Origin of the sequence: Heyndrickxia acidiproducens DSM 23148 (assembly GCF_000374345.1) — a bacterium.
In the GTDB taxonomy this organism is placed as follows: domain Bacteria; phylum Bacillota; class Bacilli; order Bacillales; family Bacillaceae_C; genus Weizmannia; species Weizmannia acidiproducens.
On record NZ_KB893981.1, the window covers coordinates 1 to 23,046 of the forward strand.

The 23,046-nt window shown below is 43.1% G+C and carries 26 protein-coding genes; 23 read left to right on the forward strand and 3 right to left on the reverse strand.

Annotation, left to right across the window (positions count from 1 at the left end):
* The first annotated feature begins 331 nt into the window (after positions 1–331).
* From C232_RS0103535 to C232_RS0103575, 8 genes are all read left to right on the forward strand, one after another.
* Complete coding sequence (locus tag C232_RS0103535; protein ID WP_018661335.1) at positions 332–715, forward strand: rhodanese-like domain-containing protein; 384 nt, start codon at positions 332–334, stop codon at positions 713–715.
* A gap of 12 nt (positions 716–727) precedes the next feature.
* Positions 728–991 (forward strand): metal-sensitive transcriptional regulator, encoded by a 264-nt coding sequence (locus tag C232_RS0103540; protein WP_018661337.1) that lies wholly within the window; start codon positions 728–730, stop codon positions 989–991.
* Positions 992–1,064: 73 nt separating this feature from the next.
* Positions 1,065–1,427: a rhodanese-like domain-containing protein gene (locus C232_RS0103545; RefSeq protein WP_018661339.1), complete on the forward strand. Its 363-nt coding sequence runs from the start codon at positions 1,065–1,067 to the stop codon at positions 1,425–1,427.
* Between the two features lie 25 nt (positions 1,428–1,452).
* Positions 1,453–1,749: a rhodanese-like domain-containing protein gene (locus tag C232_RS0103550; protein ID WP_018661341.1), complete on the forward strand. Its 297-nt coding sequence runs from the start codon at positions 1,453–1,455 to the stop codon at positions 1,747–1,749.
* Between the two features lie 184 nt (positions 1,750–1,933).
* Positions 1,934–2,329 (forward strand): DsrE/DsrF/DrsH-like family protein, encoded by a 396-nt coding sequence (locus tag C232_RS0103555; RefSeq protein WP_018661342.1) that lies wholly within the window; start codon positions 1,934–1,936, stop codon positions 2,327–2,329.
* Positions 2,330–2,486: 157 nt separating this feature from the next.
* A complete protein-coding gene (locus C232_RS0103560) occupies positions 2,487–4,430 on the forward strand; it encodes a CoA-disulfide reductase (protein ID WP_018661344.1) in 1,944 nt (647 codons plus the stop codon).
* Positions 4,431–4,829: 399 nt separating this feature from the next.
* Positions 4,830–5,078, forward strand: a complete 249-nt coding sequence (gene avs1c / locus C232_RS0103565) for an AVAST type 1 anti-phage system protein Avs1c (protein WP_018661346.1) — start codon at positions 4,830–4,832, stop codon at positions 5,076–5,078.
* A 744-nt stretch (positions 5,079–5,822) separates the two neighbouring features.
* Positions 5,823–6,062 carry an SHOCT domain-containing protein gene (locus tag C232_RS0103575; RefSeq protein WP_018661351.1) on the forward strand — a complete coding sequence of 80 codons (240 nt, stop codon included), beginning with the start codon at positions 5,823–5,825 and terminating at the stop codon, positions 6,060–6,062.
* A 205-nt stretch (positions 6,063–6,267) separates the two neighbouring features.
* Here the strand turns inward: C232_RS0103575 and C232_RS0103580 are convergent, their stop codons facing one another.
* Complete coding sequence (locus C232_RS0103580; protein ID WP_018661353.1) at positions 6,268–6,711, reverse strand: Hsp20/alpha crystallin family protein; 444 nt, start codon at positions 6,709–6,711, stop codon at positions 6,268–6,270.
* A 296-nt stretch (positions 6,712–7,007) separates the two neighbouring features.
* Here C232_RS0103580 and C232_RS0103585 point away from each other — a divergent pair, with 296 nt between their 5' ends.
* Together C232_RS0103585 and C232_RS0103590 are read left to right on the forward strand one after the other, a co-directional pair.
* The gene (locus C232_RS0103585; RefSeq protein ID WP_018661356.1) at positions 7,008–8,438 is read left to right on the forward strand and encodes a multicopper oxidase family protein; all 1,431 of its coding nucleotides are present in this window, start codon (positions 7,008–7,010) and stop codon (positions 8,436–8,438) included.
* Positions 8,439–8,462: 24 nt separating this feature from the next.
* Positions 8,463–8,726: a YesK family protein gene (locus C232_RS0103590; RefSeq protein WP_018661358.1), complete on the forward strand. Its 264-nt coding sequence runs from the start codon at positions 8,463–8,465 to the stop codon at positions 8,724–8,726.
* Between the two features lie 115 nt (positions 8,727–8,841).
* On the opposite strand, the gene C232_RS0103600 is transcribed toward C232_RS0103590, so the two are convergent.
* Positions 8,842–9,939 carry a CdaR family transcriptional regulator gene (locus C232_RS0103600; RefSeq protein WP_018661361.1) on the reverse strand — a complete coding sequence of 366 codons (1,098 nt, stop codon included), beginning with the start codon at positions 9,937–9,939 and terminating at the stop codon, positions 8,842–8,844.
* Between the two features lie 170 nt (positions 9,940–10,109).
* Between C232_RS0103600 and glcD the strand changes: the two genes are divergently transcribed.
* The 10 genes from glcD to C232_RS0103650 all read left to right on the forward strand — a co-directional run bounded on the left by glcD (position 10,110) and on the right by C232_RS0103650 (position 18,300).
* Entirely contained in the window at positions 10,110–11,519 is a 1,410-nt protein-coding gene (glcD, locus tag C232_RS0103605) for a glycolate oxidase subunit GlcD (RefSeq protein WP_018661363.1), read from the forward strand.
* Positions 11,520–11,566: 47 nt separating this feature from the next.
* Complete coding sequence (locus C232_RS0103610; RefSeq protein WP_422723651.1) at positions 11,567–12,859, forward strand: (Fe-S)-binding protein; 1,293 nt, start codon at positions 11,567–11,569, stop codon at positions 12,857–12,859.
* Between the two features lie 374 nt (positions 12,860–13,233).
* Positions 13,234–13,752, forward strand: coding sequence for a YqeG family HAD IIIA-type phosphatase (locus C232_RS0103615; RefSeq protein ID WP_018661369.1), 519 nt, complete (start codon positions 13,234–13,236; stop codon positions 13,750–13,752).
* Positions 13,753–13,754: 2 nt separating this feature from the next.
* Positions 13,755–14,861: a ribosome biogenesis GTPase YqeH gene (gene yqeH, locus C232_RS0103620; RefSeq protein WP_018661370.1), complete on the forward strand. Its 1,107-nt coding sequence runs from the start codon at positions 13,755–13,757 to the stop codon at positions 14,859–14,861.
* Positions 14,862–14,928: 67 nt separating this feature from the next.
* Positions 14,929–15,771 (forward strand): shikimate dehydrogenase, encoded by an 843-nt coding sequence (locus C232_RS0103625; RefSeq protein ID WP_018661372.1) that lies wholly within the window; start codon positions 14,929–14,931, stop codon positions 15,769–15,771.
* Entirely contained in the window at positions 15,765–16,055 is a 291-nt protein-coding gene (gene yhbY / locus C232_RS0103630) for a ribosome assembly RNA-binding protein YhbY (protein ID WP_018661374.1), read from the forward strand. Before C232_RS0103625 ends, yhbY begins: the two co-directional genes overlap by 7 nt.
* Before the next feature lie 11 nt (positions 16,056–16,066).
* Positions 16,067–16,642 carry a nicotinate-nucleotide adenylyltransferase gene (locus C232_RS0103635; protein ID WP_018661376.1) on the forward strand — a complete coding sequence of 192 codons (576 nt, stop codon included), beginning with the start codon at positions 16,067–16,069 and terminating at the stop codon, positions 16,640–16,642.
* Entirely contained in the window at positions 16,632–17,207 is a 576-nt protein-coding gene (gene yqeK / locus C232_RS0103640) for a bis(5'-nucleosyl)-tetraphosphatase (symmetrical) YqeK (RefSeq protein WP_018661378.1), read from the forward strand. Before C232_RS0103635 ends, yqeK begins: the two co-directional genes overlap by 11 nt.
* On the forward strand, positions 17,204–17,557 hold the full coding sequence (gene rsfS / locus C232_RS0103645; RefSeq protein ID WP_018661380.1) for a ribosome silencing factor: 354 nt from the start codon (positions 17,204–17,206) through the stop codon (positions 17,555–17,557). Before yqeK ends, rsfS begins: the two co-directional genes overlap by 4 nt.
* Positions 17,554–18,300, forward strand: coding sequence for a class I SAM-dependent DNA methyltransferase (locus C232_RS0103650; protein WP_018661382.1), 747 nt, complete (start codon positions 17,554–17,556; stop codon positions 18,298–18,300). Before rsfS ends, C232_RS0103650 begins: the two co-directional genes overlap by 4 nt.
* Positions 18,301–18,404: 104 nt before the next feature.
* On the opposite strand, the gene comER is transcribed toward C232_RS0103650, so the two are convergent.
* Positions 18,405–19,229 (reverse strand): late competence protein ComER, encoded by an 825-nt coding sequence (gene comER, locus C232_RS0103655; RefSeq protein ID WP_018661384.1) that lies wholly within the window; start codon positions 19,227–19,229, stop codon positions 18,405–18,407.
* Positions 19,230–19,360: 131 nt separating this feature from the next.
* Here comER and C232_RS0103660 point away from each other — a divergent pair, with 131 nt between their 5' ends.
* From C232_RS0103660 to C232_RS0103670, 3 genes are read left to right on the forward strand one after another with little or no spacing between them, the layout of a single operon-like run.
* Positions 19,361–20,035, forward strand: a complete 675-nt coding sequence (locus C232_RS0103660) for a helix-hairpin-helix domain-containing protein (protein WP_018661386.1) — start codon at positions 19,361–19,363, stop codon at positions 20,033–20,035.
* 40 nt (positions 20,036–20,075) lie between these two features.
* Complete coding sequence (locus C232_RS0103665; protein WP_018661389.1) at positions 20,076–20,654, forward strand: ComE operon protein 2; 579 nt, start codon at positions 20,076–20,078, stop codon at positions 20,652–20,654.
* A gap of 50 nt (positions 20,655–20,704) precedes the next feature.
* Positions 20,705–22,993 (forward strand): DNA internalization-related competence protein ComEC/Rec2, encoded by a 2,289-nt coding sequence (locus tag C232_RS0103670; RefSeq protein WP_018661391.1) that lies wholly within the window; start codon positions 20,705–20,707, stop codon positions 22,991–22,993.
* Positions 22,994–23,046: the final 53 nt, after the last annotated feature.

Genomic DNA, 23,046 nt, shown 5'->3' on the forward strand with positions numbered 1-23,046 from the left:
CGGAAAGTCTGCTGGATTTTCATCCGTTCCAGAAATTGCAGAAATGGGAGGATGCCACTAAATTTTGTACTATTCTTTAAATTGAATTCATATTTAATTCTTGAGACAGGAATGATATAATTCACCTTAAAGGTGCCCCCTTTCTTGGTTATTGTTTTTTCCTCAAAATCAATTATACCAAAGGATGGGGCCCTTTTTTTATTTTAAATTACTATTTTACTTTCGTAATCTGGGTTTATAGTAAACTTTTTAATTTGTCCTATTGACATTATACCTATCGGGGTATATTATAAAACCTGTCAACGATAGTTGTTATTTGAAGGAGGATTAAATGGAATTTTTACTTTTAATGACAATAATTTTAACTTTTGTTTTATATAAAAGATATTTTCCAGTTTCAGGTGTTCATTGTATCAATTTGAAGGACCTTGATTTAGATAAAATAAAGGTAATTGATATAAGAGATTACAATGAATCGCACAACAACCCAGTTGAAGGCACGATGAATATTCCTATTTCTTATTTAAACAGAAATGTCAACGAAATTCCAAATAGTGATTTACACTTAATTGTATCAAATCTTCTTGAAAAAAATATTGGAATACGCTTCTTTAGGAAAAAGGGCTTTTGTGTTGTTGGATATACTATTGTTAATTCTAAACATCACCATTTATTTTTAAAGGAAAATTCCTTGAAAATAGGAACTAAATGTTAAGGAGGCAAAACAATGGATTACAATGTTCAAATGAAAAATAGAGTGAAACGTATTGAAGGTCAAGTGAGAGGAATTATAAGAATGATGGAAGAAAATAAGGACTGCAAAGAGGTTATTACACAGCTATCTGCAGCTAGAACCGCCATTGATCGTACGATTGGGGTAATCGTAAGTTCCAATTTAGTTAATTGCGTTCAAGAAACTAATGAACAAGGGGGAAAAAATACGGAAGAATTAATACAGGAAGCAGTTAACTTGCTAGTAAAAAGTCGTTAGAAAAGGATATTTTTTTAACTTTAAAAATACCTATATGGGTATATAGTGTGAATTACATCTGGGAGGTTACCAAATGGACTATGTTAATTATCTTGTTATTGCAATATTTCTATTCTTTTTATTCAAAAGATACTTGCCAACAAAAGGGGTTAACAACATTTCAACAACAGACTTAAAAGCTGAATTAAATGACAAAAACAAACAATTTGTTGACGTTCGTACACCCGAAGAGTATAAGGGAAATCATATTAGAGGCTTTAAAAATATCCCTCTTAATCAACTCGCCCAAAAAGCGGAGAAAGAACTGTCAAGGGAAAAAGAAGTAATCGTGATCTGTCAAAGTGGAATGAGAAGTAGGCAGGCGAGTAAGATCTTAAAGAAATTAGGATTTTCAAAAGTTACAAATGTTAAGAGTGGAATGAATGCTTGGTCTTAAACAAAATAATTGGAGGAACCTTTAGATGAATAAAATCACAGCAAAAGAAGTTGAAAAATTAATAAACGAAGGAAAAACAATAAATATCATTGATGTTCGTGAAGTTCATGAAGTTGCAACTGGAAAAATTTCAGGTGCAGTAAACATTCCATTAGGATTAATTGAGTTTCGTATGCATGAATTAGATAAATCAAAAGAATATATCATTGTTTGCCATTCAGGAGGCAGAAGTAGTCGTGCTGTGCAATTCCTTGAAAGCTACGGATATAACGTGATTAACTTGATTGGTGGAATGCTTGCTTGGGAAAGTGAAACTAAATAAATTTTTCAGAAAAAATAATACCCTTACAGGTATAAAACAATGAATTTAAAATTCCTAATATATTCTTTGTTGGCTTCATACCTAGATAGTAATATGGGTATTTAATAATTTTTAATAACAAGGTCAAATAAAGACATAATAAAATATTAATCTTTAATAACATGACCAAATAGGAGGCATAATAATGAGTGAAAAAGTAGCAATTATCGCAAGCAATGGTGGATTATTCGATGCCTATAAAGTCTTTAATATTGCAACAGCAGCAGCTTCAATGGATCAAGAGGTAGCTATTTTCTTTACCTTTGAAGGATTAAACTTAATTCATAAAGAAGCGAATAAACAACTACCTATGCCAGAAGGAAAAGAACATTTTGCAGAAGGATTTGCAAAGGCAAATGTTCCTTCTATTCCTGACATACTCGCAATGGCACAAGAATTAGGAGTTAAATTGATTGGCTGTCAAATGACTATGGATGTAATGGGACTTGGAGAAGAAGTGTTTGTTGATGGGATTGAAGTCGGTGGAGCTGTAACATTCCTACAATTTGCGAAAGATGCTGATGTAACACTAACTTTTTAATTTACACGTAAAGATATCATGCTTGCAAGCTGAATTCAGCTTAGTTTGTTTTACTTGCAAGCTTTTGAAACCATACTCTTTTAAAAATTTTTTTGCTTTAATTTATACCTTATAGGGTATTTGAAAATTGTGAATAAAACATCAGGAGGATTTTACCATGACACAAAAAGTAATCATCATAGGTGGAGTTGCAGGCGGGGCCACAGCAGCAGCGAAGTTAAGAAGATTAAGTGAAGACGTAGAAATTATTCTTGTTGAACGTGGAGAATATATTTCATTTGCCAACTGTGGTTTACCATATTATATTGGGGAAACCATTACAGACAGAAGTAAATTATTAGTACAAACAGTAGAAGGTATGTCGGAACGATTTAACATGGATATTCGTAATCTGAGTGAAGTAGTGAGTATTAATCCTGATCATCATTCAGTCACGATTAAAAATTTGCGAAATGGTGAAGAGTACAAAGAAACATACGATAAATTATTGTTATCACCCGGCGCTAGACCAATTATACCCCCAATTCCCTGTCTAAAGGAAAATGAGACATTATTTACCCTAAGAAATATTCCAGATACGGATAAAATCAAAAACTATGTAGATCAACAAAAACCAAAACAAGCAGTTGTTGTCGGTGGTGGCTTTATCGGTATTGAAATGGCAGAAAACTTGGCAGAACGCGGGATTAAAGTCACGATTATTGAAATGGCAAACCAAGTAATGGCACCTATCGATTATGAAATGGCAAGTATCTTGCACCACCATCTAAAAGAAAAAGGTGTACGATTAATTTTAGAGAATGGTGTACAATCTTTTGCAGATAATGGAAAGAAAATAATCTTATCTGATGGGACAACAGTAGATACAGATATGACCATTCTTTCTATTGGAGTAAGACCTGAAAATGAATTAGCGAAAAATGCTGGTCTTGAATTAGGTCCACGCGGTCATATTATTGTAAATGAATATCTGCAAACCTCAAACGAGGACATTTATGCTGTAGGAGACGCAATAGAAGTAGTGGATTATATTAATGGTAATCAAACAGCGATTCCTCTAGCTGGACCAGCAAATAGACAGGGTCGTATTGCAGCGAAAAATATGATGGGACAAAAAGAGAAATATCAAGGAACACTTGGTACATCAGTGGCAAAAGTTTTCGATTTAACGGTGGCTTCAACTGGAAACAATGAAAAGACACTAAAAAGGATTAGAACTCCTTATGAGGTTCTTCATATCCATCCAAGTTCACATGCAGGCTATTATCCGGGGGCTGCACAAATTTCATTAAAACTTATTTTTAACAAAGAAACAGGTAAAATATATGGAGCGCAGGCCATAGGGGTAGATGGAGTTGAAAAACGAATAGATGTCATTTCAACAGCTATCAAAGGTGGATTAACAGTGGAGGATTTAACCAATCTAGAACTATCTTATGCACCTCCATATTCTTCCGCAAAAGATCCTGTTAATATGGCAGGTTATGTGGCGACAAACATACTCGAAGGAGAGTTAGAACATATTCAATGGCATGAGGTAGATAAAACAATTGATGATGGTGGGCTATTAATTGATGTCCGTGAACCGATGGAACGTGAATTTGGTTATATTAAAGGGTCTATCAATATTCCATTAAATGATCTTAGAAAGAGATTAAATGAAATTCCAAAAGACAAAACAGTTTATGTCAGCTGTCAAGTTGGTTTAAGAGGATATTTAGCAAGTCGAATTTTGAAAAATAACGGATACCATGTCAAAAATGTTGATGGTGGTTGGAAAACATATTCATCTGTCTATGGTAGTAATATTCATGTTGATGTGGAAACAACAACGAATGACTTAGGTGAAACGATTATTCAAGATGAAAATGATATAATAGTGGATGAAGTTGTTGACGTTACAGGTCTAACTTGTCCTATGCCTATTGTAAAATTAAAAAAGGGTATAGAGACAATTGAAAGCAATCAGATTTTAGAACTTCATGCAACAGACAGAGGAACATTAAATGACTTACCTGCATGGTCGAAAAACGCAGGACATACTATCTTAAAAACAGAACAAGATGGTCCGGTCATTAAATTTTGGATTAAAAAGAAATAAAGGTACAACGTTTTTCCTATTTATGAATCAGTGTTTTGATATTTTTATTTATTACACAAATGGGCGCAACTGTTGAAGATCATTAGTCTAATTCCTCGATAAAAATGTGGAGGAATTAGACTTTTTTGATCTCTTAAAATCTTTTTTCTTTGGAAGACCATTTTTCTTGACATCACTCCAATGGTAACCATGTTATAGTAGTGATTAATTTCCGGCAGTGTAAATAAATTAGGTTTACCACTTCGAGAAGGATCGCGTCTCCTAATATCGAAACAAAAGGCAAAGAGATTGAATTTGACCCTATGGAGATTGCTATGGCTAATTAAATATGAAAACACTTGGTTAATAATTGATCGGGAAAACCGTGAAATTTATGAAATATAAAATGGAGATAAACAGATGAATATAAAACCAATGGATACACCCAAAACACGGCAAGAATTTGAGAGGAATTTTCATATAGCAGCAGAGCAGTTTATCGAGGGAAAGATGAATTTAGTTAATGTGAGAAGAATTGCAGAAGGGCTTTCAAAAGTAAGAAAGTTACCCAATAATCGTATCGATTTTCTTAGTGTTGATGAAACTGCAAGATTACATGTAAATATGGCTTCAAACTTTCAAGATTCTATATTACAAGATGAAGAATAAAAATAATGTATTTAATAAAAATATGCACCACTACATCTCATGTTTTTTTGTGATTTATACTATCGTCAGCACTCCACACATATTGAGTACGGAACATTTTGATGAAATTATAGAAAGTGGGAGAATACCTCTATAAACTTCATAAAAAGTATGTAAATAATAAGGAAAAGCATAGTAGACCAAAACTAAAAAGGCATCGGTAAGATTATTTACCAATGCTTTTTTTTCTTAAATTATAACTTCAACCCTAACATAACATATCCCACTTATATCATCATCTTTTAAATACCATGCTAGCAGTGTTTTTCTTTCCATTCCTTCACCCATGCTATTATTTTTTTTGGCCCCAACTTGGGCCCAGTGGCCCCAAATTAGTGCATTATCTTGCTCAATTTTGCAAAATACATAAAAACGAAAAAACCCCTGAAACGTTGATTTAACAACATTTCAAGGGTTTTATTAGCATTAAAATGCATAATGCTAATATTAACGAGAGGAAAACACAGGGGAATTTGCAAAAAAGCATTCAGTTTCCATTTTCTAATCAGGAAAAAAGCAGGGGCAGCAAAAAACGGATGGACGATACCATAAAGGCAAGGGCCGGCAGTGCTTTACTAGCTTTTCAATGATGAAAAACAGCATGAAGGATTTTTTTAGAAAAAGGTGATAAAGTAATAATGAAGAAGATACCTGTCCACATCTTTTTATACAATGGACAGGGAATTACAGGAAGGATGTTGCAGCATGATGTACGGAGGTTACGGCATGATGGGGGCATTTGGGATCGTCAGCATGTTTGCCCAGCTGCTGATTCTCGTTTTGATCATATACTTGATCGTTATCGGAATCAAGAAACTCAGTGTAAAGGATGTTGCACCGCAGCATAAAGAAGACCGCAGTTTGGAAATTTTACGTGAACGTTATGCAAAGGGCGAGATTACGGAAGAAGAATTTAAAAAAATGAAAAAAGAATTAACTGAATAAAGCAAGGGGCCACAAAGCGGGCTCCTTTTTTGCGTGAGTTGAAAAGAAGCAGCTATATAAAATGAACTTAAGTTTTTGCATCAAGACCCATCATCATTTTGCATGATTACTCCTTTTTACAGAGGGAAACAGAGTAGCAATGTTTCGTTCATTTTATATAATAGGTATCCATAAAAAAATCCCCTTTGAGAAGGGGATTTGTAATTTATTGAATTTGAATCCGTTTGCCTGATGGCGCTTCTTTTGCCTTTTTCGGAATATTGATTTTCAGGACGCCGTTATCAAGCGTGGCGCTGATTTCGTCTTCTTTTATATTATCGACATAAAACTGCCGGACGAATTCTCCGTAGCGGCGTTCCTGCCGAATCATTTTGCCTTTTTCGTCTTTACTTTCTTCTACTTGGTCGCGTTTTGCGCGGATCGTTAAATAGTTGTTGTTGACGTCAATGGTAATGTCTTCTTTTGAAAATCCCGGCAAATCTGCCTCAACATAATATGCATCATCTTTTTCGGTGATGTCTGTCCGGAATGAGTTGGTGCTTCCGGTAATCGGAGCCAGGCCATTTGTGTTAAACATATCATTGAAGGTCTTCAGCATACGTTCGAAAACATCCTCATTTCCTTTATGGAACGGCATAAGATCAAACATATCAAATCCCTCCTTCTTTATACATGTATATTATACCCCTGATAAAAATGAAATAACACAAAGATCCATTTTAACAAAAAAGTTCACAAAACGGCCAAACTTTTACAATAAAACCTTTGTGCAGAAAAGTGTTAAGATGATACGAGAAGGGATAAAGTGAAACTTCCATCAGTGGAGGGTTTTCCTTCGACGGGCAGTTGATCTCCCGCCGATCTTCTTCTTAACTTGGATTCTTGAGGCAGGAGTCTTACTGCCCGTTAAGGGTGGAATAAATTGAAGCAAAAAGCAGGGGTAGGATGAAAAACAGGAAAAGATGGATTTTAAGCATAGTAATATTGGTGATTTTGATCGGGGCGGCGTTTTTTTACAGCCATCAGCAGCAAGTAAAAGAAAACGCAAAGCAAAAAGCGGCACAGCATCCCCCGCTCCCGGTTCCCGCTCTCTTGAAAGATACCAACCCGGATCCAAAAGTTGCGGATTTCACTCTGAGCGCGCAACAGGGGAAAAAGTCATTTGTCTCCGGGAAAATGTCAACCACATATGGTTATAATGGCAGTTATCTTGGCCCTGTCATCCGGGTAAAGCGCGGAGAACAGGTCAACATGATAGTAAAAAACAAATTAAAAGAAGTGACAACAGTGCACTGGCACGGCTTGCTGGTACCGGGTACAGCAGATGGCGGGCCGCATAATCAGATTGCGCCAGGCAAAACATGGAAGGTCAGCTTTATGGTCAACCAGCCGGCCGCCACACTCTGGTACCATCCGCATCCGATGGGGAAAACAGGCAAACAGGTCTATAAAGGCCTCGCCGGATTATTTTATATTGATGATCAAAACTCAGAAAGCCTCGATATTCCAAACAAATATGGCAAAAATGACTTCCCGCTCGTACTGCAGGACCGCCGCTTCAATAAAAGCGGGCAGTTGTCCTATAAATTGGACATGAATGACCAGATGTTCGGCTTTCAGGGCACAACCGAATTGGTCAATGGCGCGGTTAAGCCGCAATTGAAAGTAAAACGTGGACTTGTCAGGCTCCGGATTCTAAACGGGGCGAACGGCAGAACGTATCATTTACACTTGAGCGGCAAGCAAACCTTTACACAGATTGCTTCTGACGGCGGGTTGCTGAAGTCACCGGTTAAATTGAAAAACTTAACACTGTCCGCCGGCGAACGTGCAGAAATTCTCGTTGATTTCTCTGCGCTCGAAAGCGGCGGCACATTGCAGCTGAAAAATGGCAAAGAAACACTGATGTATTTCAAAGCCAAGGGCAAAGACAACAAGCAATATCGTGTTCCACAAAAACTGGCAACGATTGATAAAATCCCGGTTTCAGAAGCGGTAAAGACGCGGACATTTGTGATGAAAGGCATGGGACCGGACGTCAATATCAACGGCAAGCAGATGAAGATGGACCGTATTGACGAGAAGGTAAAATTGAATTCTGTGGAAATTTGGAACATCAAAAATGCGTCAACATCCATGGGAACGAAAGAAATGGTCCACCCGTTCCATATTCATGGCGTCCAGTTCCAAATCATCAGCATCAATGGGAAAACACCGCCGCTGAATGAACAAGGCTGGAAAGATACTGTGCTTGTCAATCCTGGCGAAACGGTAAAAGTCATCATGCGGTTCCCGTTTAAAGGCATTTACATGTATCACTGCCATATCCTTGAACATGAAGATTTGGGGATGATGGGGCAGTATGAAGTGAAATAGCCGTGATGGCAAAGGGGGGAGAAGATGGCGTTTGGCATCTACTCGGCGATATGTACGATATTGGTTATGATTATCGGATACTTCCTGGGGAAATTCATGAATATCCCGGTTTATGTATTGCCGATCCTCGTTATATTTCTTGGCATCATCATTGTATTGATCAGCTTCATGATAGGTGGCTTTGAAGGCATGGGACTGGGGGCGTTGGGGCTTGTATTACTCGTGTCCTCCATTGTTGCTTTTGTCTTAATGGTATTTTGGAGCGCGTTCTGCGACAAAAATAAGTAAGGATTAAAAATGCAGGCCGGGCGGGGATAAGCCCGGCTTTTTCAGCTTACAACGCATTTTTCTGCTGCTGCACCCTGCAGATTCGCGGATTTTTGCCAACATGATGATCAATCGTTCATTCCGCCAGCTGTACTGCCAAATAAAACAAAGCAATTCCTTCTGTTGTTTTCGGGTCAATGCCTGTGACCTCTGTAATCTGCTTGAGCCGGTAGTGGAGCGTGTTGATATGCACATGCAGCTCTAAGGCCGTTTCTTTCAGTGACAGGTTGTTCGCAAGATAGGCCTGCAATGTTTCCAACAGTCCGGCATGGCCCCGCAATTTTTCGGCCGTTTTTTCCAAATACGCTTTTCGCGAATCCTCAGACACTTCTTCCACAAGCAAATCCAAAAGCAAGTCCTGATAAAATACAATGCCCCCGCTTTTTTCTGCCGCCTTTAACGCCTTTTTCGCTTCTATGAACGACTGGTGGATGACAAAAGTGCCGGCTGTTTTGCCCACACCGATTGCACAGGCTTGTCCGTATTTTTTCAAAAATGCTTGCTGAAACACAACAAACCGCTTATTGAGTCTTTGCTCGGAAAACGGCGCTCCCACATCTTTCAGAAGCAGGTACAGCCCCGGCCCCCAGCGTACGATCATGTCCTGTCCGGTTTCAAAATGATATTTCAAACGCTCATACATCTCGGTTTCCGTCGCTTGCGCCGCGCCCAGCTGTAAGAAGCAACAAATATGCGGCGACTGCACCGGGATTCCGAGCATCATTCCGCGTTCGGCAAAATGCTGGTCATAGGCCTGCAGGGTCGCCCATTCGTAGAAATAGGCTTCAAGGCCCCGCGTTTTTGACTGTGTCTGTTCGGTACGGACGGTTTCCTGAATAATCAATTCTGTCAACCGGCGGATCAGCTCTGCAAAATGTTCGACTTCTTTCGGGCTGCCGGTGACACCAATCACGCCGATTATTCGGCCCTCAAACTGGATTGGCATATTGATCCCCATGCGCACCCCTTCCAGCCGTTTTTCCATCACTTCATCGATATACAATTTTCCCTGCGTTTGCAACACAATCTGCGCACCCCTGTGAAAGTTTCCGATCCGGTTTTTCTGTGTAGAAGCGATAATGATCCCATTTGCATCAACGACAATGATATCTTCATCCATCACCGTTTGGACTTCATTAATAATTTTTCCGGCAAGTTTTGGAGATAGCAGCATCGTCCTCCACCCTCTTTGTATAAAAGTCTAAAAAAATAGCAAAATAACCGGTAAAACTTTGTATCTTTCTCTATACCAATCTTCTCCATTTAGCTATATCATAAAATCGTGCACAAAACAATATTTATCTTGTGAAAATGTTGAATATTTTACGGATCGGGGATGGTGGAATGATTTCAAAGGAGATAAAAGAAAAGCTGAAACAGATCTGCGGACCGGAAAACTACGATGACACGAACGCGGGCAGGCTTGTGTATTCGTACGACGCAAGCCCGCAGTTTCAGGCCATGCCGGATGCAGTGGTGGCGCCGCGCAATAAAGAAGAAATAACAGAGATCGTAAAAATCTGTAATGCCCATAAAATTCCGATTGTGCCGCGCGGCTCGGGATCGAATCTCTGTGCAGGCACATGCCCGGTAGCAGGCGGCATTGTTTTACTTTTTAAGCATATGAACAAAATTTTGGAAATTGACGAAGAAAATTTAACGGTGACGGTACAGCCCGGCGTGGTTACACTTGATATGATCAAAGCGGTCGAAGCAAAGGGCCTCTTTTACCCGCCGGATCCGAGTTCGATGAAGATCTCGACGATCGGCGGCAATATCAATGAGAATTCCGGCGGCCTGCGCGGTTTGAAATACGGTGTGACACGCGATTATGTGATAGCGCTTGAAGCGGTGCTCGCAAACGGAGAGGTGATCAAAACCGGCGGCAAGCTTGCAAAGGACGTGGCCGGTTACGATCTGACACGGCTTCTGGTTGGTTCGGAAGGCACTTTGGCCATCCTGACAGAAGCGACTTTAAAGCTTGTACCGATGCCGGAAACGAAAAAGACCATGCTTGCGCTCTATCAGGATATTGAAGCGTGTGCACAAACGGTTTCCAATATTATTGCGAATAAGATCATTCCGACAACGCTTGAGTTTCTCGACCAGCCGACGCTTAAAGCCGTGGAAGATTTTGCGAAAATCGGGCTGCCGACCAATGTGAAGGCAGTGCTTTTGATTGAGCAGGACGGACCGGAAGAGGTAGTCGAACGTGATATTCAAAAAATCGCTGAGATCTGCCGGGCGGAACATGCAGTCGACGTTCAGGTCGCGCAATCGGCAGAACATGCAGAAGCTTTAATGACGGCAAGGAGAACGGCTTTAAGTGCGCTCGCCCGCCTGAAACCAACGACGATATTGGAAGATGCGACCGTACCGCGTTCAGAAATCGCAAAAATGGTCGTAGCTATTAATGAGATTGCTGAAAAATACGGGCTCAATATTGGGACGTTCGGACATGCAGGGGATGGGAATCTGCACCCGACCTGCCTTGCAGATATTCGCGACAAAGATGAAATGGAGCGGGTGGAAAAAGCCTTTGCGGAAATTTTTCAAAAGGCGATTGAACTTGGCGGCACGATCACGGGTGAACATGGTGTCGGCGTGGCAAAAGCACCGTATTTAGAATGGAAACTCGGAAAAACCGGAATCGAAGTCATGAAGGCAATCAAAAATGCACTGGATCCGAATCAGATTCTCAATCCTGGAAAAGCATTTGCAAAAGAATCGAACCGTGTGGTGATGACAAATTGATAACAGCAGAACAACAAAAAGAAATTCAACGGAAATTTAAAGAGAGAATGGATGAAGACCAGCTGCTCAACTGTATGCGCTGCGGTTTCTGCCTGCCTTCATGCCCGACGTATATTGAATCAGGATTTCAGGAATCGCATTCGCCGAGGGGAAGGATTGCGCTTATGAAAGCCGTGGTAGACGGGCTGGTTGAGCCGGATGAGGATGTTGAGCATTCCTTGAATCTGTGTCTCGGCTGCAGGGCATGCGAATCGGTATGCCCATCTGGCGTCAATTACGGCCATTTGCTGGAAGAAGCGCGTGATATTATCCAGCAGAGCAAGAAAAAGAAGCAGTCCCTGCCGGTGAAAGTGCTGCGGAAAACGGTTTTTGAAGAATTGTTTCCGCACCAGAACCGGATGCGTTTCTTAACGGGGCTGATCGGGCTTTACCAGCGGACCGGCCTGCAGAAAGCGGCACATGCAACGGGTGCTTTGAAACTGCTGCCGGACAATTTGTCTTCCATGGAAAAAGTGCTCCCGAAAATCCCGACGATGAAAGAAATGAAGCACCGGCCATCACATTTGGCGCCCAAAACAGAAGTGAAAAAACGGGTCGCTTTTTTCACAGGCTGCCTGATGGATACGATGTTCATGAAAACGAATGATGCGACGATGAAACTCTTGCAGCTGGCCGGCTGCGAGATTGTAATTCCGCAAAACCAGGCATGCTGCGGCGCACTTCACGGCCACGGCGGCGAAAAAGAAATGGCTAAGGACCTTGCCCGCCGCAATATCCAGGCTTTCGAAGACCTGAAAGTGGACTATATTATTTCTAATGCCGGCGGCTGCGGCGCTTATTTAATTGATTACGGCCATCTGTTAAAAGATGATCCGGAATGGGCGGAGCGGGCTCAAGCATTTTCAAGTAAAATGAAGGACATTTCTGCTGTGCTTGTTGAACTTGGTTTCCATAAGCGGAAACTCAGCCTGCCGAAACAGGTGGTGACATACCAGGATTCCTGCCATTTGCGGAATGTCATGAAAACTTTTTCGGCGCCGCGCCTCTTGCTGCAGTCGATCGAAAATGTTGAGTACCGCGAGATGAAAGAAGCCGACCATTGCTGCGGTTCGGCGGGAATCTACAATATTGTCGAGTCAGAGATGTCGATGCAAATCCTGGACCATAAGATGGAGAATGCAAAAGCAACAGAGGCTGCAACGATTGTAACCGCAAATCCGGGATGCCTGCTACAGATGAAACTCGGAATTGAACGCGAGGGGTTAAGCGGAAAAGTGCGCGCGGTCCATATCGCGGATCTGCTGCTTGAGGCTGCTGAATCTGCACTGGCTGTCCGATAAGTCTGTCCTCGTTCCCGGCTGTCTTTCCGGCTGCAGCTGCGGTAACCAGGCTTTGTGTCTGTTTCAAAAAAATATTAGAAGACCGGCTCTTTTAAAGAGCCGGTTATTTTTTTTGAGAACCGATGGATAAGACATGGCACGGAACAAGAAAGAGGGGCAAACAGACATAAAGCGCGGAGATGGGCAAAAAGGGACCAAATAAGACACGAAAAGCAGCATCCATCCGTGTCTCTCATGTTTTCAGTTGAATATTTTCACAGAATTGATATGATAAAGTAAAATTAAATGTTAAAATTACGGGGAAAATACGGATGACCATGCAATGATATTTGCATCTCATGAAGGAAACGGTAGAATGAATGGAGTGTCCATGATTGTTATTAAAAAATTTTTTGCCCAAAAAACAAGTGAAATCTGTTTTGAATATAGATCCAAAAGTACTAAAGGAGCATGGCATAAAGGCAATCATTACAGATTTGGATAATACATTGGTGGAATGGGACAGGCCGAGTGCGCCGCCAAAACTGATCCAATGGTTCCAAAATATGAAAAAACATGATATTAAGGTGACAATTGTTTCAAATAATAGCGAAACCAGAGTCAAAACATTTGCTGATCCGCTCGGCATTCCGTTTTTATATAAAGCGAGGAAACCGCTGGGCCGTGCTTTCCGCCAGGCGCTCGAGATGATGAATGTCAAAAAGGAAGAAACCGTTGTGATCGGCGACCAGCTGCTGACCGATGTGTTCGGCGGGAACAGGAGCGGATTTTATACCATTTTGGTCGTTCCGGTTGCACAGTCGGATGGTTTTGTGACAAAATTTAATCGCAAACTTGAACGGCAAATGATGGGATGGTTTAAGAAAAAAGGCTATTTAACTTGGGAGGATTAAATTTGGATAAAATGGAAGTTCACTGCATCGGTTGCGGGGTTGCCATCCAAACGGAAGACCCGGATGCATTGGGATACGCCCCGAAATCTGCATTAGAGAAAGAACAAATCATCTGCCAGCGATGTTTCAGGCTGAAACATTACAATGAAGTGCAGGATGTGCCGCTGACGGATGATGATTTCCTGAAAATTTTAAACCAGCTTGGCCGGGTGGACGGGCTGATTGTAAAAATCGTCGATATTTTTGATTTTAACGGCAGCTGGCTGCCTGGTTTACAGAGGTTTGTCGGGAAAAATCCGATTCTATTAATCGGGAATAAAGAGGACCTGTTGCCAAAAGCTGTGAAAAGAGCGAAAATGATCCAGTGGATGAAACAGCAGGCAAAAGAGTTTGGCCTCCAGCCGGTTGATGTGCTGCTGGTCAGCGCAGCAAAGGGGCATGCCATTGCGGAGGCAATGGCAGCAATCGACCATTACCGGGAAGGGAAAGACGCCTATGTGGTGGGCTGCACGAATGTCGGCAAATCAACATTCATTAATCGCATCATCAAACAGGCAACAGGAGAAAAAGACTTCATTACAACATCCTATTTTCCGGGTACGACACTGGATATGATCGAAATCCCGCTTGATGACGGGTCTGCCCTGTTTGACACACCGGGAATTATCAACCACCATCAAATGGCACATTTTGTCGGCAAAAATGAATTAAAGGTGATTACGCCAAAAAAAGAAATCAAGCCAATGGTTTTCCAGCTGAATGAGGCGCAGACATTATTTTTCGGCGGGCTGGCAAGATTTGATTATATCAAAGGCGGCAGGCGCTCATTTGTCTGCTATGTTTCCAATGCCCTGAATATTCACCGTACCAAGCTTGAGAATGCGGATGCTTTATATGAACGGCAACTGGGAGATTTGCTGCAGCCGCCGGGAAATGACCGGCTCGACGATTTTCCTGAACTGGTGCGCCATGAATTTTCGATCAAAGAAGGAAAGACGGATATTGTCTTTTCGGGGCTCGGATGGATTACCGTACATGATCCTGGCGCTGTGGTGGCAGCTTATGCGCCAAAAGGAGTCCGGGTCATGGTCCGGAAGTCATTGATTTAGACAATGGGGGAGGAGGCGGGAATTTTTGTTCCTGTCTTTCTTCCGTTATACTGGGGGATGAGAAATTTTGACAGCTTTATACGGGGTAATTGGAGATCCGATTGCCCATTCCTTATCGCCGGCGATGCACAATGATGCTTTCAGGGCACTGCAATATGACGCCTATTACCATGCTTTTCATATTACGCCCGAAAACCTGGAAACGGCGGTGAAAGGAATGAAAGCAATCGGGGTCGCCGGTTTTAACGTAACAATTCCGCATAAAACCGCAATCATGCCTTATTTGGATGAAATCGACCCGCTTGCTGAAGCCATTGGCGCCGTTAATACAGTTGTGCGCAGGGGCGGCAGCTTGATCGGGTACAATACAGACGGGCCCGGTTTTATTCAGGCGTTCAGGGAAGAAAGCGGAAAGGATGTAAAAACAGAAAAAGTGCTTGTCATCGGTGCGGGCGGGGCGGCCAAAGCCATCTATTATTCGCTCGCAAAAGAAGGCGCCGCGGCTATTGATCTCTGCAACCGGAATGTGGAAAGGGCGGCAGCGATCCAAAGGGCGAACCCTTTTTCATGCCAGTCGGATGTCCTTGGTTTAAAAGAAGCGGAAACCCGATTGGGCGAGTATACACTGATCGTCCAGACGACACCCGTTGGCATGCATCCGGACACGGAAGCACAACCGGTATCGTTGGAAAACGTGAAGCCGGGTACATTCGTATCCGATATTATTTATAACCCGTTTGAAACGAAAATTTTAAAAGAAGCAAGAAAACGCGGCGCCCGCACGCAAAATGGGCTCGGCATGTTTATTTACCAGGGAGCAATTGCGTTTAAGAAATGGACCGGAATCAATCCCGATACGGATAGAATGAAAAGCATTGTACTGGACAAATTAGGAGGAACTCTATGTTAACTGGCAAACAAAAACGTTTTTTACGTGCAAAAGCCCATCACTTAAACCCGATTTTTCAAGTGGGAAAAGGCGGGGTCAATGATAATATGGTCAAGCAGGTAAACGATGCACTTGAGGCACGTGAACTGATGAAAATCAGTGTACTGCAAAACTGTGAAGATGATCACGAAACAGTCGCCAAGGAATTAGCCTCAGGGACAAATGCCGAACTTGTGCAGATCATCGGGCATACGATCGTCCTCTATAAAGAATCAAAAAACAATAAAGAAATTGTTCTTCCTTAAGGTGGGGCAGCATGAAGAAAAAAAGAGTGGGGATATTAGGAGGAACATTTGACCCTCCTCACCTCGGGCATTTAATTTTGGCAAATGAAGTGTTGCAGGAATTGGAATTGGATGAGATCCGGTTTATGCCGAACCAGGAACCGCCGCATAAGGATAAGCCTGCGGATGTCACGAGCAGGGACCGGCTGAACATGCTCGAGCTTTCCGTTGCCGGTAATCCTGCATTTAAAATCGAAACAATTGAACTGGAGAGAACCGGGCGTTCATATACGTATGATACAATGGTACTGCTGAAGAACCGGGAGCCGGATGTACAATTTTATTTTATCATTGGGGCGGACATGATCGAGTATCTGCCAAAGTGGCGCAATATTGGTGAACTCGTTCAGCTTGTCCAATTTGTTGGTGTAAACCGGCCAAAATACTCCCATGCCACCCCCTATCCGGTACAATATGTGGAAATACCCGAAATTCATATCTCATCGTCACTGATCCGTAACCACCTGCAAAAAAAAAGATCGGTAAAATATTTAATTGTTGATCCGGTGTGGGAGTATATAAAGGAGCATCATATCTATGGAACGTGATAAAGCATTGCAATTGGTAAAAGCGCAGCTGACAGAACGGCGCTATACCCATACGATTGGCGTCATGAAAACAGCGGTACAACTGGCAAAAAAATATCATGAAGATGAAAAAAAAGCGGAACTGGCAGCGATTTTTCATGATTATGCGAAATTCCGCCCGGCTGATGAAATGAAGCAAATCATAGTGGACCAACAGCTGGATGAAAGATTGCTTGCTTTCCACTCTGAACTATGGCATGCCCCTGTTGGCGCGTATTTAGTTGAAAAAGAAGCGGGCATCCGCGACAGCGATGTGCTTGGCGCCATCCGTTTCCACACATCCGGAAGAGCCGGCATGTCCAAGCTCGAAAAAATCATTTATCTGGCAGACTATATTGAACCGGGACGCAGTTTCCCGGGCGTGGAAGAAGCCAGAAGACTGGCTGCAAAAAATTTGGATGAAGCCGTACTGTATGCGGCCGGCCACACCATCCAATTCCTGGCAGGCAAACAGCAGGCAATTTTTCCGGAAACCTTTTCATTATACAATGATTTAATATTCAAGAAAGAAGGGAAATCCATTTGAACAATGATGCATTATTAAAAACCGTCGTCAAGGCTTGTGATGATAAACGTGCAGAAGATATTGTCGTCTTAAATATGCAGGGAATTTCTTTAATTGCAGATTATTTTCTTATTTGCAATGGGAATTCCGACAAACAAATTCAGACGATCGCCCGCGAAGTAAAAGAAAAAGCGGAGGAAGCGGGGTGCACGGTAAGGCGGATGGAAGGCTTCGACGAAGGAAAATGGATCCTGATTGACCTTGGGGATATTGTTGCCCATATCTTTAACCGTGATGAAAGAAATTACTACAATTTGGAGAGGCTTTGGGGAGATGCGCCGTCCGTTAATATCCAAAGCGCATTGTCATGAGCTACGAAGATTTTGCCTATGTGTATGACGCTTTAATGAATGATGCGCCTTATGATGACTGGCTGGACTGGGTGAAGGAAGAACAGCGGCGGCACCACACAGAAGGCCGCCGTGTCCTGGATTTGGCTTGCGGAACAGGCGAATTATCCATCCGCCTTGCCAAAAGCGGTTATGATGTGACAGGCGTTGATTTATCGGAAGACATGCTGGCGGTCGCGAGTGAAAAAGCGATAGAATCCGGTACACCGGTTACACTGCTTCAGCAAAACATGTGCGCATTATCGGGTTTGCATGACTTTGACATCGTAACGATTTTTTGCGACTCGTTCAATTATTTGGGCACGGAAGCTGAAGTGGAGGCTGCATTGAAAAATGTATTCAATGCCTTGAAACCGGGCGGGCTGTTTCTTTTTGATGTGCATTCGATTTATAAAATGGATGAAGTGTTTCAAAACCACACATTTGCCGATAATGGCAGGGAGGTTTCCTATATTTGGAACAGCTTTCCCGGTGAACACCCGCACTCGGTTGAACATGATTTAAGTTTTTTTGTATTGGACGAGGCCACAGGCAAATACGACCGATTTGAAGAATTACATAAGCAGCGGACATTTGCAGTTGAAGTCTATCAGAACTGGCTGGCTGAAGCCGGATTCGAATTAAAAACAGTCGCTGCCGATTTTAAACGGGAAGCACCGGACCCGAAAAGTGAACGGATCTTTTTTTCCAGCATCAAACCGTAAAGAAAATGGCAAACAGGAATGGCATGCATTTTTTGGTCAGCGCCATTCCTTTTTTTATAAAAAATTTTAAAAACAGGCAGGACTTTGAAAAAAATTGGCGAATTTTAAGATTGTATGCCGAACTGCCGGGAAACCGCCCCCAGATCTTCTTTGAACTTTTCGTGTGTCGCCTGAAACAGTTCCTCAAACATGCCTTCTGCTTTTCGCTCCAGCACTTTCAGCCCTTCCCCTGTAATGCCGCCTTTTACCGTGACTTTTTCCTGAAGTGCAGGCAAAGTATAGAAATTATTCTTCAGCAGTTCCCCCATCCCAATGATCATTTCAGCAGCCAGTGCAACAGCCGTATCTTCATCAATATCTGTAACATGCGTTGCCCCTTCTATCATCTTCTGTGTTAAAAAGCTGAAAAAAGCCGGCCCGCAGCTGACAATATCGGATGCAGTCCGAATCGAGGCCTGATCAATCTCAATCGGGCGTGATATGCGGGAAAATAAAGCCGTTATTTCATTTCGCCAATAGGCTGTGCATTGTTTTCCGTAAGTGATTAACATCGCTCCTGAAAGCGCCCGGTTTGTAATACTCGGAATGGCTCTTACGCATGAACAGGGGACAACTGACGCCAGTTGTTCCGTGGTGACCGGGCTTGTAATGCTTACCAGGCACTGGGACGGCTTGAAGCTCGCGGCATAATGTTTGAGAATCGGATACATGTCGAGCGGTTTCACACATAACAAAATCAGATCTTGCGACTCAATCGTTTCTTTTATAGGCGCAACCTGTATGTCCGGGTATTGTTTTTTTAAGAGAACAGCTTTTTCAGGTGAACGGTTGGTAATCGTTAACTGTGAAGGAGTGATGGCTTTCGCGTTCATCAATGCTTCAATTAAGATGCTTCCCATATTGCCCGTTCCAATAACGCCAAGCTTCACGCTGGTACCCTCCTTCAACTGCCAATTTGGTTTAACATGCATTCATCATACTATATGACCCGTGGCTGCCCGATATGCATGGAGAACAGAGAGCGGGTGCCGATCGGGATTTTCTGTGAGGTGATCTGAAAATGAAAGAATTGGTATTAAAATATCTCTGGTATGCCCTGGCGGCGGCCGGAATTGGTATTGCATTATTTTTGTATTTTAGCCAAAATAAAAGCATGGCCCATCAGCAGCCGTCTGCACCTGTTGAAAATACAATGATAAAGGCGGATGCAAGCAACGGCGCGGAAGAGGGCAGCAGGCAGCAGGCCACACAACCGGCAAACCCGGCATCCGCTGAAATTTTTGTGGATATAAAAGGGGCTGTAAAAAAACCGGGCATTTATAAAGCAGACGCAGAAGACCGCGTATACGATGTGATTCAAAAAGCAGGCGGGTTCCTGAAAAATGCCAACCAGAGCCAGGTGAACCTGGCCCAGAAGGTCAAAGATGAAATGGTCATTCAGGTGCCGAAACAGGGAGATCCCGCGCCCGCGCAACCGGTCCCCGGAACTTCTTCGGACGCTTCCGCCTCAGCCGCTTCAGACAGCGGCGGGCAGACTGCGGAAAAAGTGAACATTAATACGGCTGATGAGGCTGCCCTCGAGACGCTGCCCGGTATCGGCCCATCCAAAGCGGCCGCCATGATTGAGTACCGGGAGAAAAACGGTCCCTTTCAAAAACCGGAAGATTTGAAAAATGTATCGGGAATCGGCGATCAAACTTACGCCAATATTGAAAGTGCGATTACGGTGCAATAAGACTATAAGAATAGAAGAAGCAGGAAAGGAAGTTGAAGTTATGGAACGGTTATCCTGGAACCAGTATTTTTTGGCGCAGAGCCATTTATTATCTTATCGCAGCACATGTTCAAGGCTTGCAGTCGGCGCAACGATTGTCAGGGACAAACGGATTATTGCCGGCGGATATAACGGCTCGATTGCAGGGGACGAGCATTGTATTGATGAAGGCTGCTATGTGATTGACGGCCACTGTGTGCGCACGATCCATGCCGAAATGAATGCCATTCTTCAATGCGCAAAATTCGGGGTGGCAACAAAAGATGCGGAAATTTATGTAACCCATTATCCATGCCTCCAGTGCACAAAAGCGATTATCCAGGCCGGGATCAAATCGGTTTACTATGCCCGGGACTATCGCATCCACCCCTATGCAGCGGAATTATTCAAAAAAGCAGGTGTCCATGTTGAACATGTCCCTTTTCAACCGGAATCATTGGATATCCATGCCCGTGAAAAAGCGGATTTAATTGAGCAATTGTTCAAGGTTGCGAAAGAACACGGCGCCGGTTCCGATGTACTGGAGGATTTGCTGCAAAAAGCGGAATCTTTGTTTCCGGGCGCAATGAAAAAAGAATAAGGCTGTTTCCCGGCAGCCCTTTTGTGGATTTGTAAAAGGCAGGTGATGGGATGAAAGGAAATTGGCTGTTTGCAGCACTCGCCTGCTTATGCGGCGTACTTGTGGTGCTTCACGCCCCGGCTGTGCTCGTCCTCGGGTTCCATCTGATTTGGATTCGCGTCATCTTCACGAAAAATCGTACAGTGATCAGGACTGCTGCTGTTTTTTACGTGCTGGGGATGCTGGCAGGGTTGTGGCAACTGCATTTATCCGTAACCAAACTCCAGGCCGGTGCTGCCCAAATGACCATTCAGTTCCAGGAATATCCGGCAATCGACGGGAATCAAATCAAGACAACCGCAACTGTACAGAATGAAAAGATTGTATTTCAATATTATGCGGAAAAAGAAACAGAACTTGCGGCATTAAAAGCAACTATTACCCCCGGTACAATCTGCGCTGCCGGCGGTGAACTGGTACAGCCTGAACCAAACCGCAATCCCGCAGCGTTTAATTATCGTTCTTATTTAGCACATCAGCATATCTACTGGATTTTTAAAAGCGACCGGATTCAAACCTGCAGCCCGCCCCAAAAACAGTGGCTTTATATGCTCAAACAAATTCGCAACGCATCCCTCCAGCAAATTGAAAAAACCTTTCCTTCCTCCACAATCCCGTATGCAGCAGCACTGCTTTTTGGCGACCAGGACAATTTTGAAGACAGCATCTATCAGCTGTACCAGCGCCTTGGCGTGGTTCATCTGCTGGCAATTTCCGGCCTGCATGTCCAGCTGATTGCCGCCAGCCTGTTTTATTTGCTGATCCGCGCGGGTATCACAAGGGAACGGGCTGCGGGCTGTTTAATGGCTGCATTGCCGGTATATGCGGCTTTGTGCGGGATGAATCCGCCGGTTGTCCGGTCAGTGCTGATGTCCATGCTGTTATTAGCCGCCTCCAGGCATAAGCTCCCCCTTCAAACAATGGATGTTCTTTCCATCAGTTTTATTCTGTTCGTATTAAAAAATGCTTACGTGATTTATCATGTTGGTTTTCAGCTGTCATTTGCCGTTTGTTGCGGCCTTTTGCTTTCCAGCCAAACGATTTTGAAAAAAATTTCCGGCACCGTTGGCAAAGGGTTCGCCATTTCTTTGATCTCACAACTTTCGGCATTGCCGGTGCTTTCGTATTCGTTCTATGAGCTTTCGCTTGTTGGTTTGTTTGCAAATCTTCTTTATGTACCGCTTTATACGTATATTCTGCTGCCATTAGCCGCCATGGCCTTTGCCGCCAGCCTGGCTGCCTATCCGTTGTTTCCTTTGTTTGCAAAACCATTGTTATGGGCGGCCGGCATTTCCGAACAACTCGGGCAGATGATGGACACAAAATGGTCTACACTGGTGACAGGGCGCCCGCCGGTTTGGGTGATCGTGATCATGGTTGCCGGATTGGTGTATTTATTTATCTGCCTCGAAAATGGAAAAGCTTTCTTTGCGGCTGCATTTCCATTTTTGGTTGTCCTGACGATGTTTATCGCGAGTGAAAAGTATTTGATTTTTGGAAAAATAACCATTATTGATGTGGGACAGGGGGACAGCATCTTAATCCAGCTCCCGTTCCACAGGGGTACTTATTTAATGGATACCGGGGGAACGGTCCGGTTTGAACAGCCGGAGTGGATGAAAAGAAAGCATCCATACGAGGTGGGGAGGGATACGCTCGTCCCGTTTTTAAAGAGCCAGGGGATCAGTACAATTGATAAACTGATTTTAACGCACAGCGATGAAGACCATATTGGGGGTGCAATGGCTTTGCTGCAGTCATTGGAGGTAAAAGAGATCCACATCACACCGCATTCGTGGGAAAAACCGTTGATGGACAAAACGCTGGTGTATGCCCGGCAAAAAAAGATCCCCGTCTATGAAATGAAAAACGGCAGCGGCTGGCGAAATGCTTCCGGCGTTTTCCACTATGTCTCGCCAAATGATGAAAAATATGAAGGCAATAATGATTCACTTGTAATGTATGCTGCAATAGGCGGAAAAACCTGGCTCTTTACGGGCGATCTCGAGGAAGAGGGCGAGGCGCTCCTGGTGAAGTTATATCCAGACCTGCCCATTGATGTATTAAAAGCCGGCCACCATGGCAGCAAAACATCAACAAGTGAAACCCTGCTCCGCCAGTATCATCCGCAAATTGCAATCCTTTCCGTTGGCAAACATAACCGGTTCGGACATCCAAGCCCGGAAGTGATCGACAGGCTTGTAAAGGATGATGTAAAAATCTACCGGACAGATGAAGATGGGGCTGTGCAGTACCGCTTTTTCAAAAACAAGGGAACGTTTTCAACTGTTTTTCCATAAGATGAAGTAACATAACCGGCTGTAATAAAAATGCCCGGTTGCTTTTGAAAGTG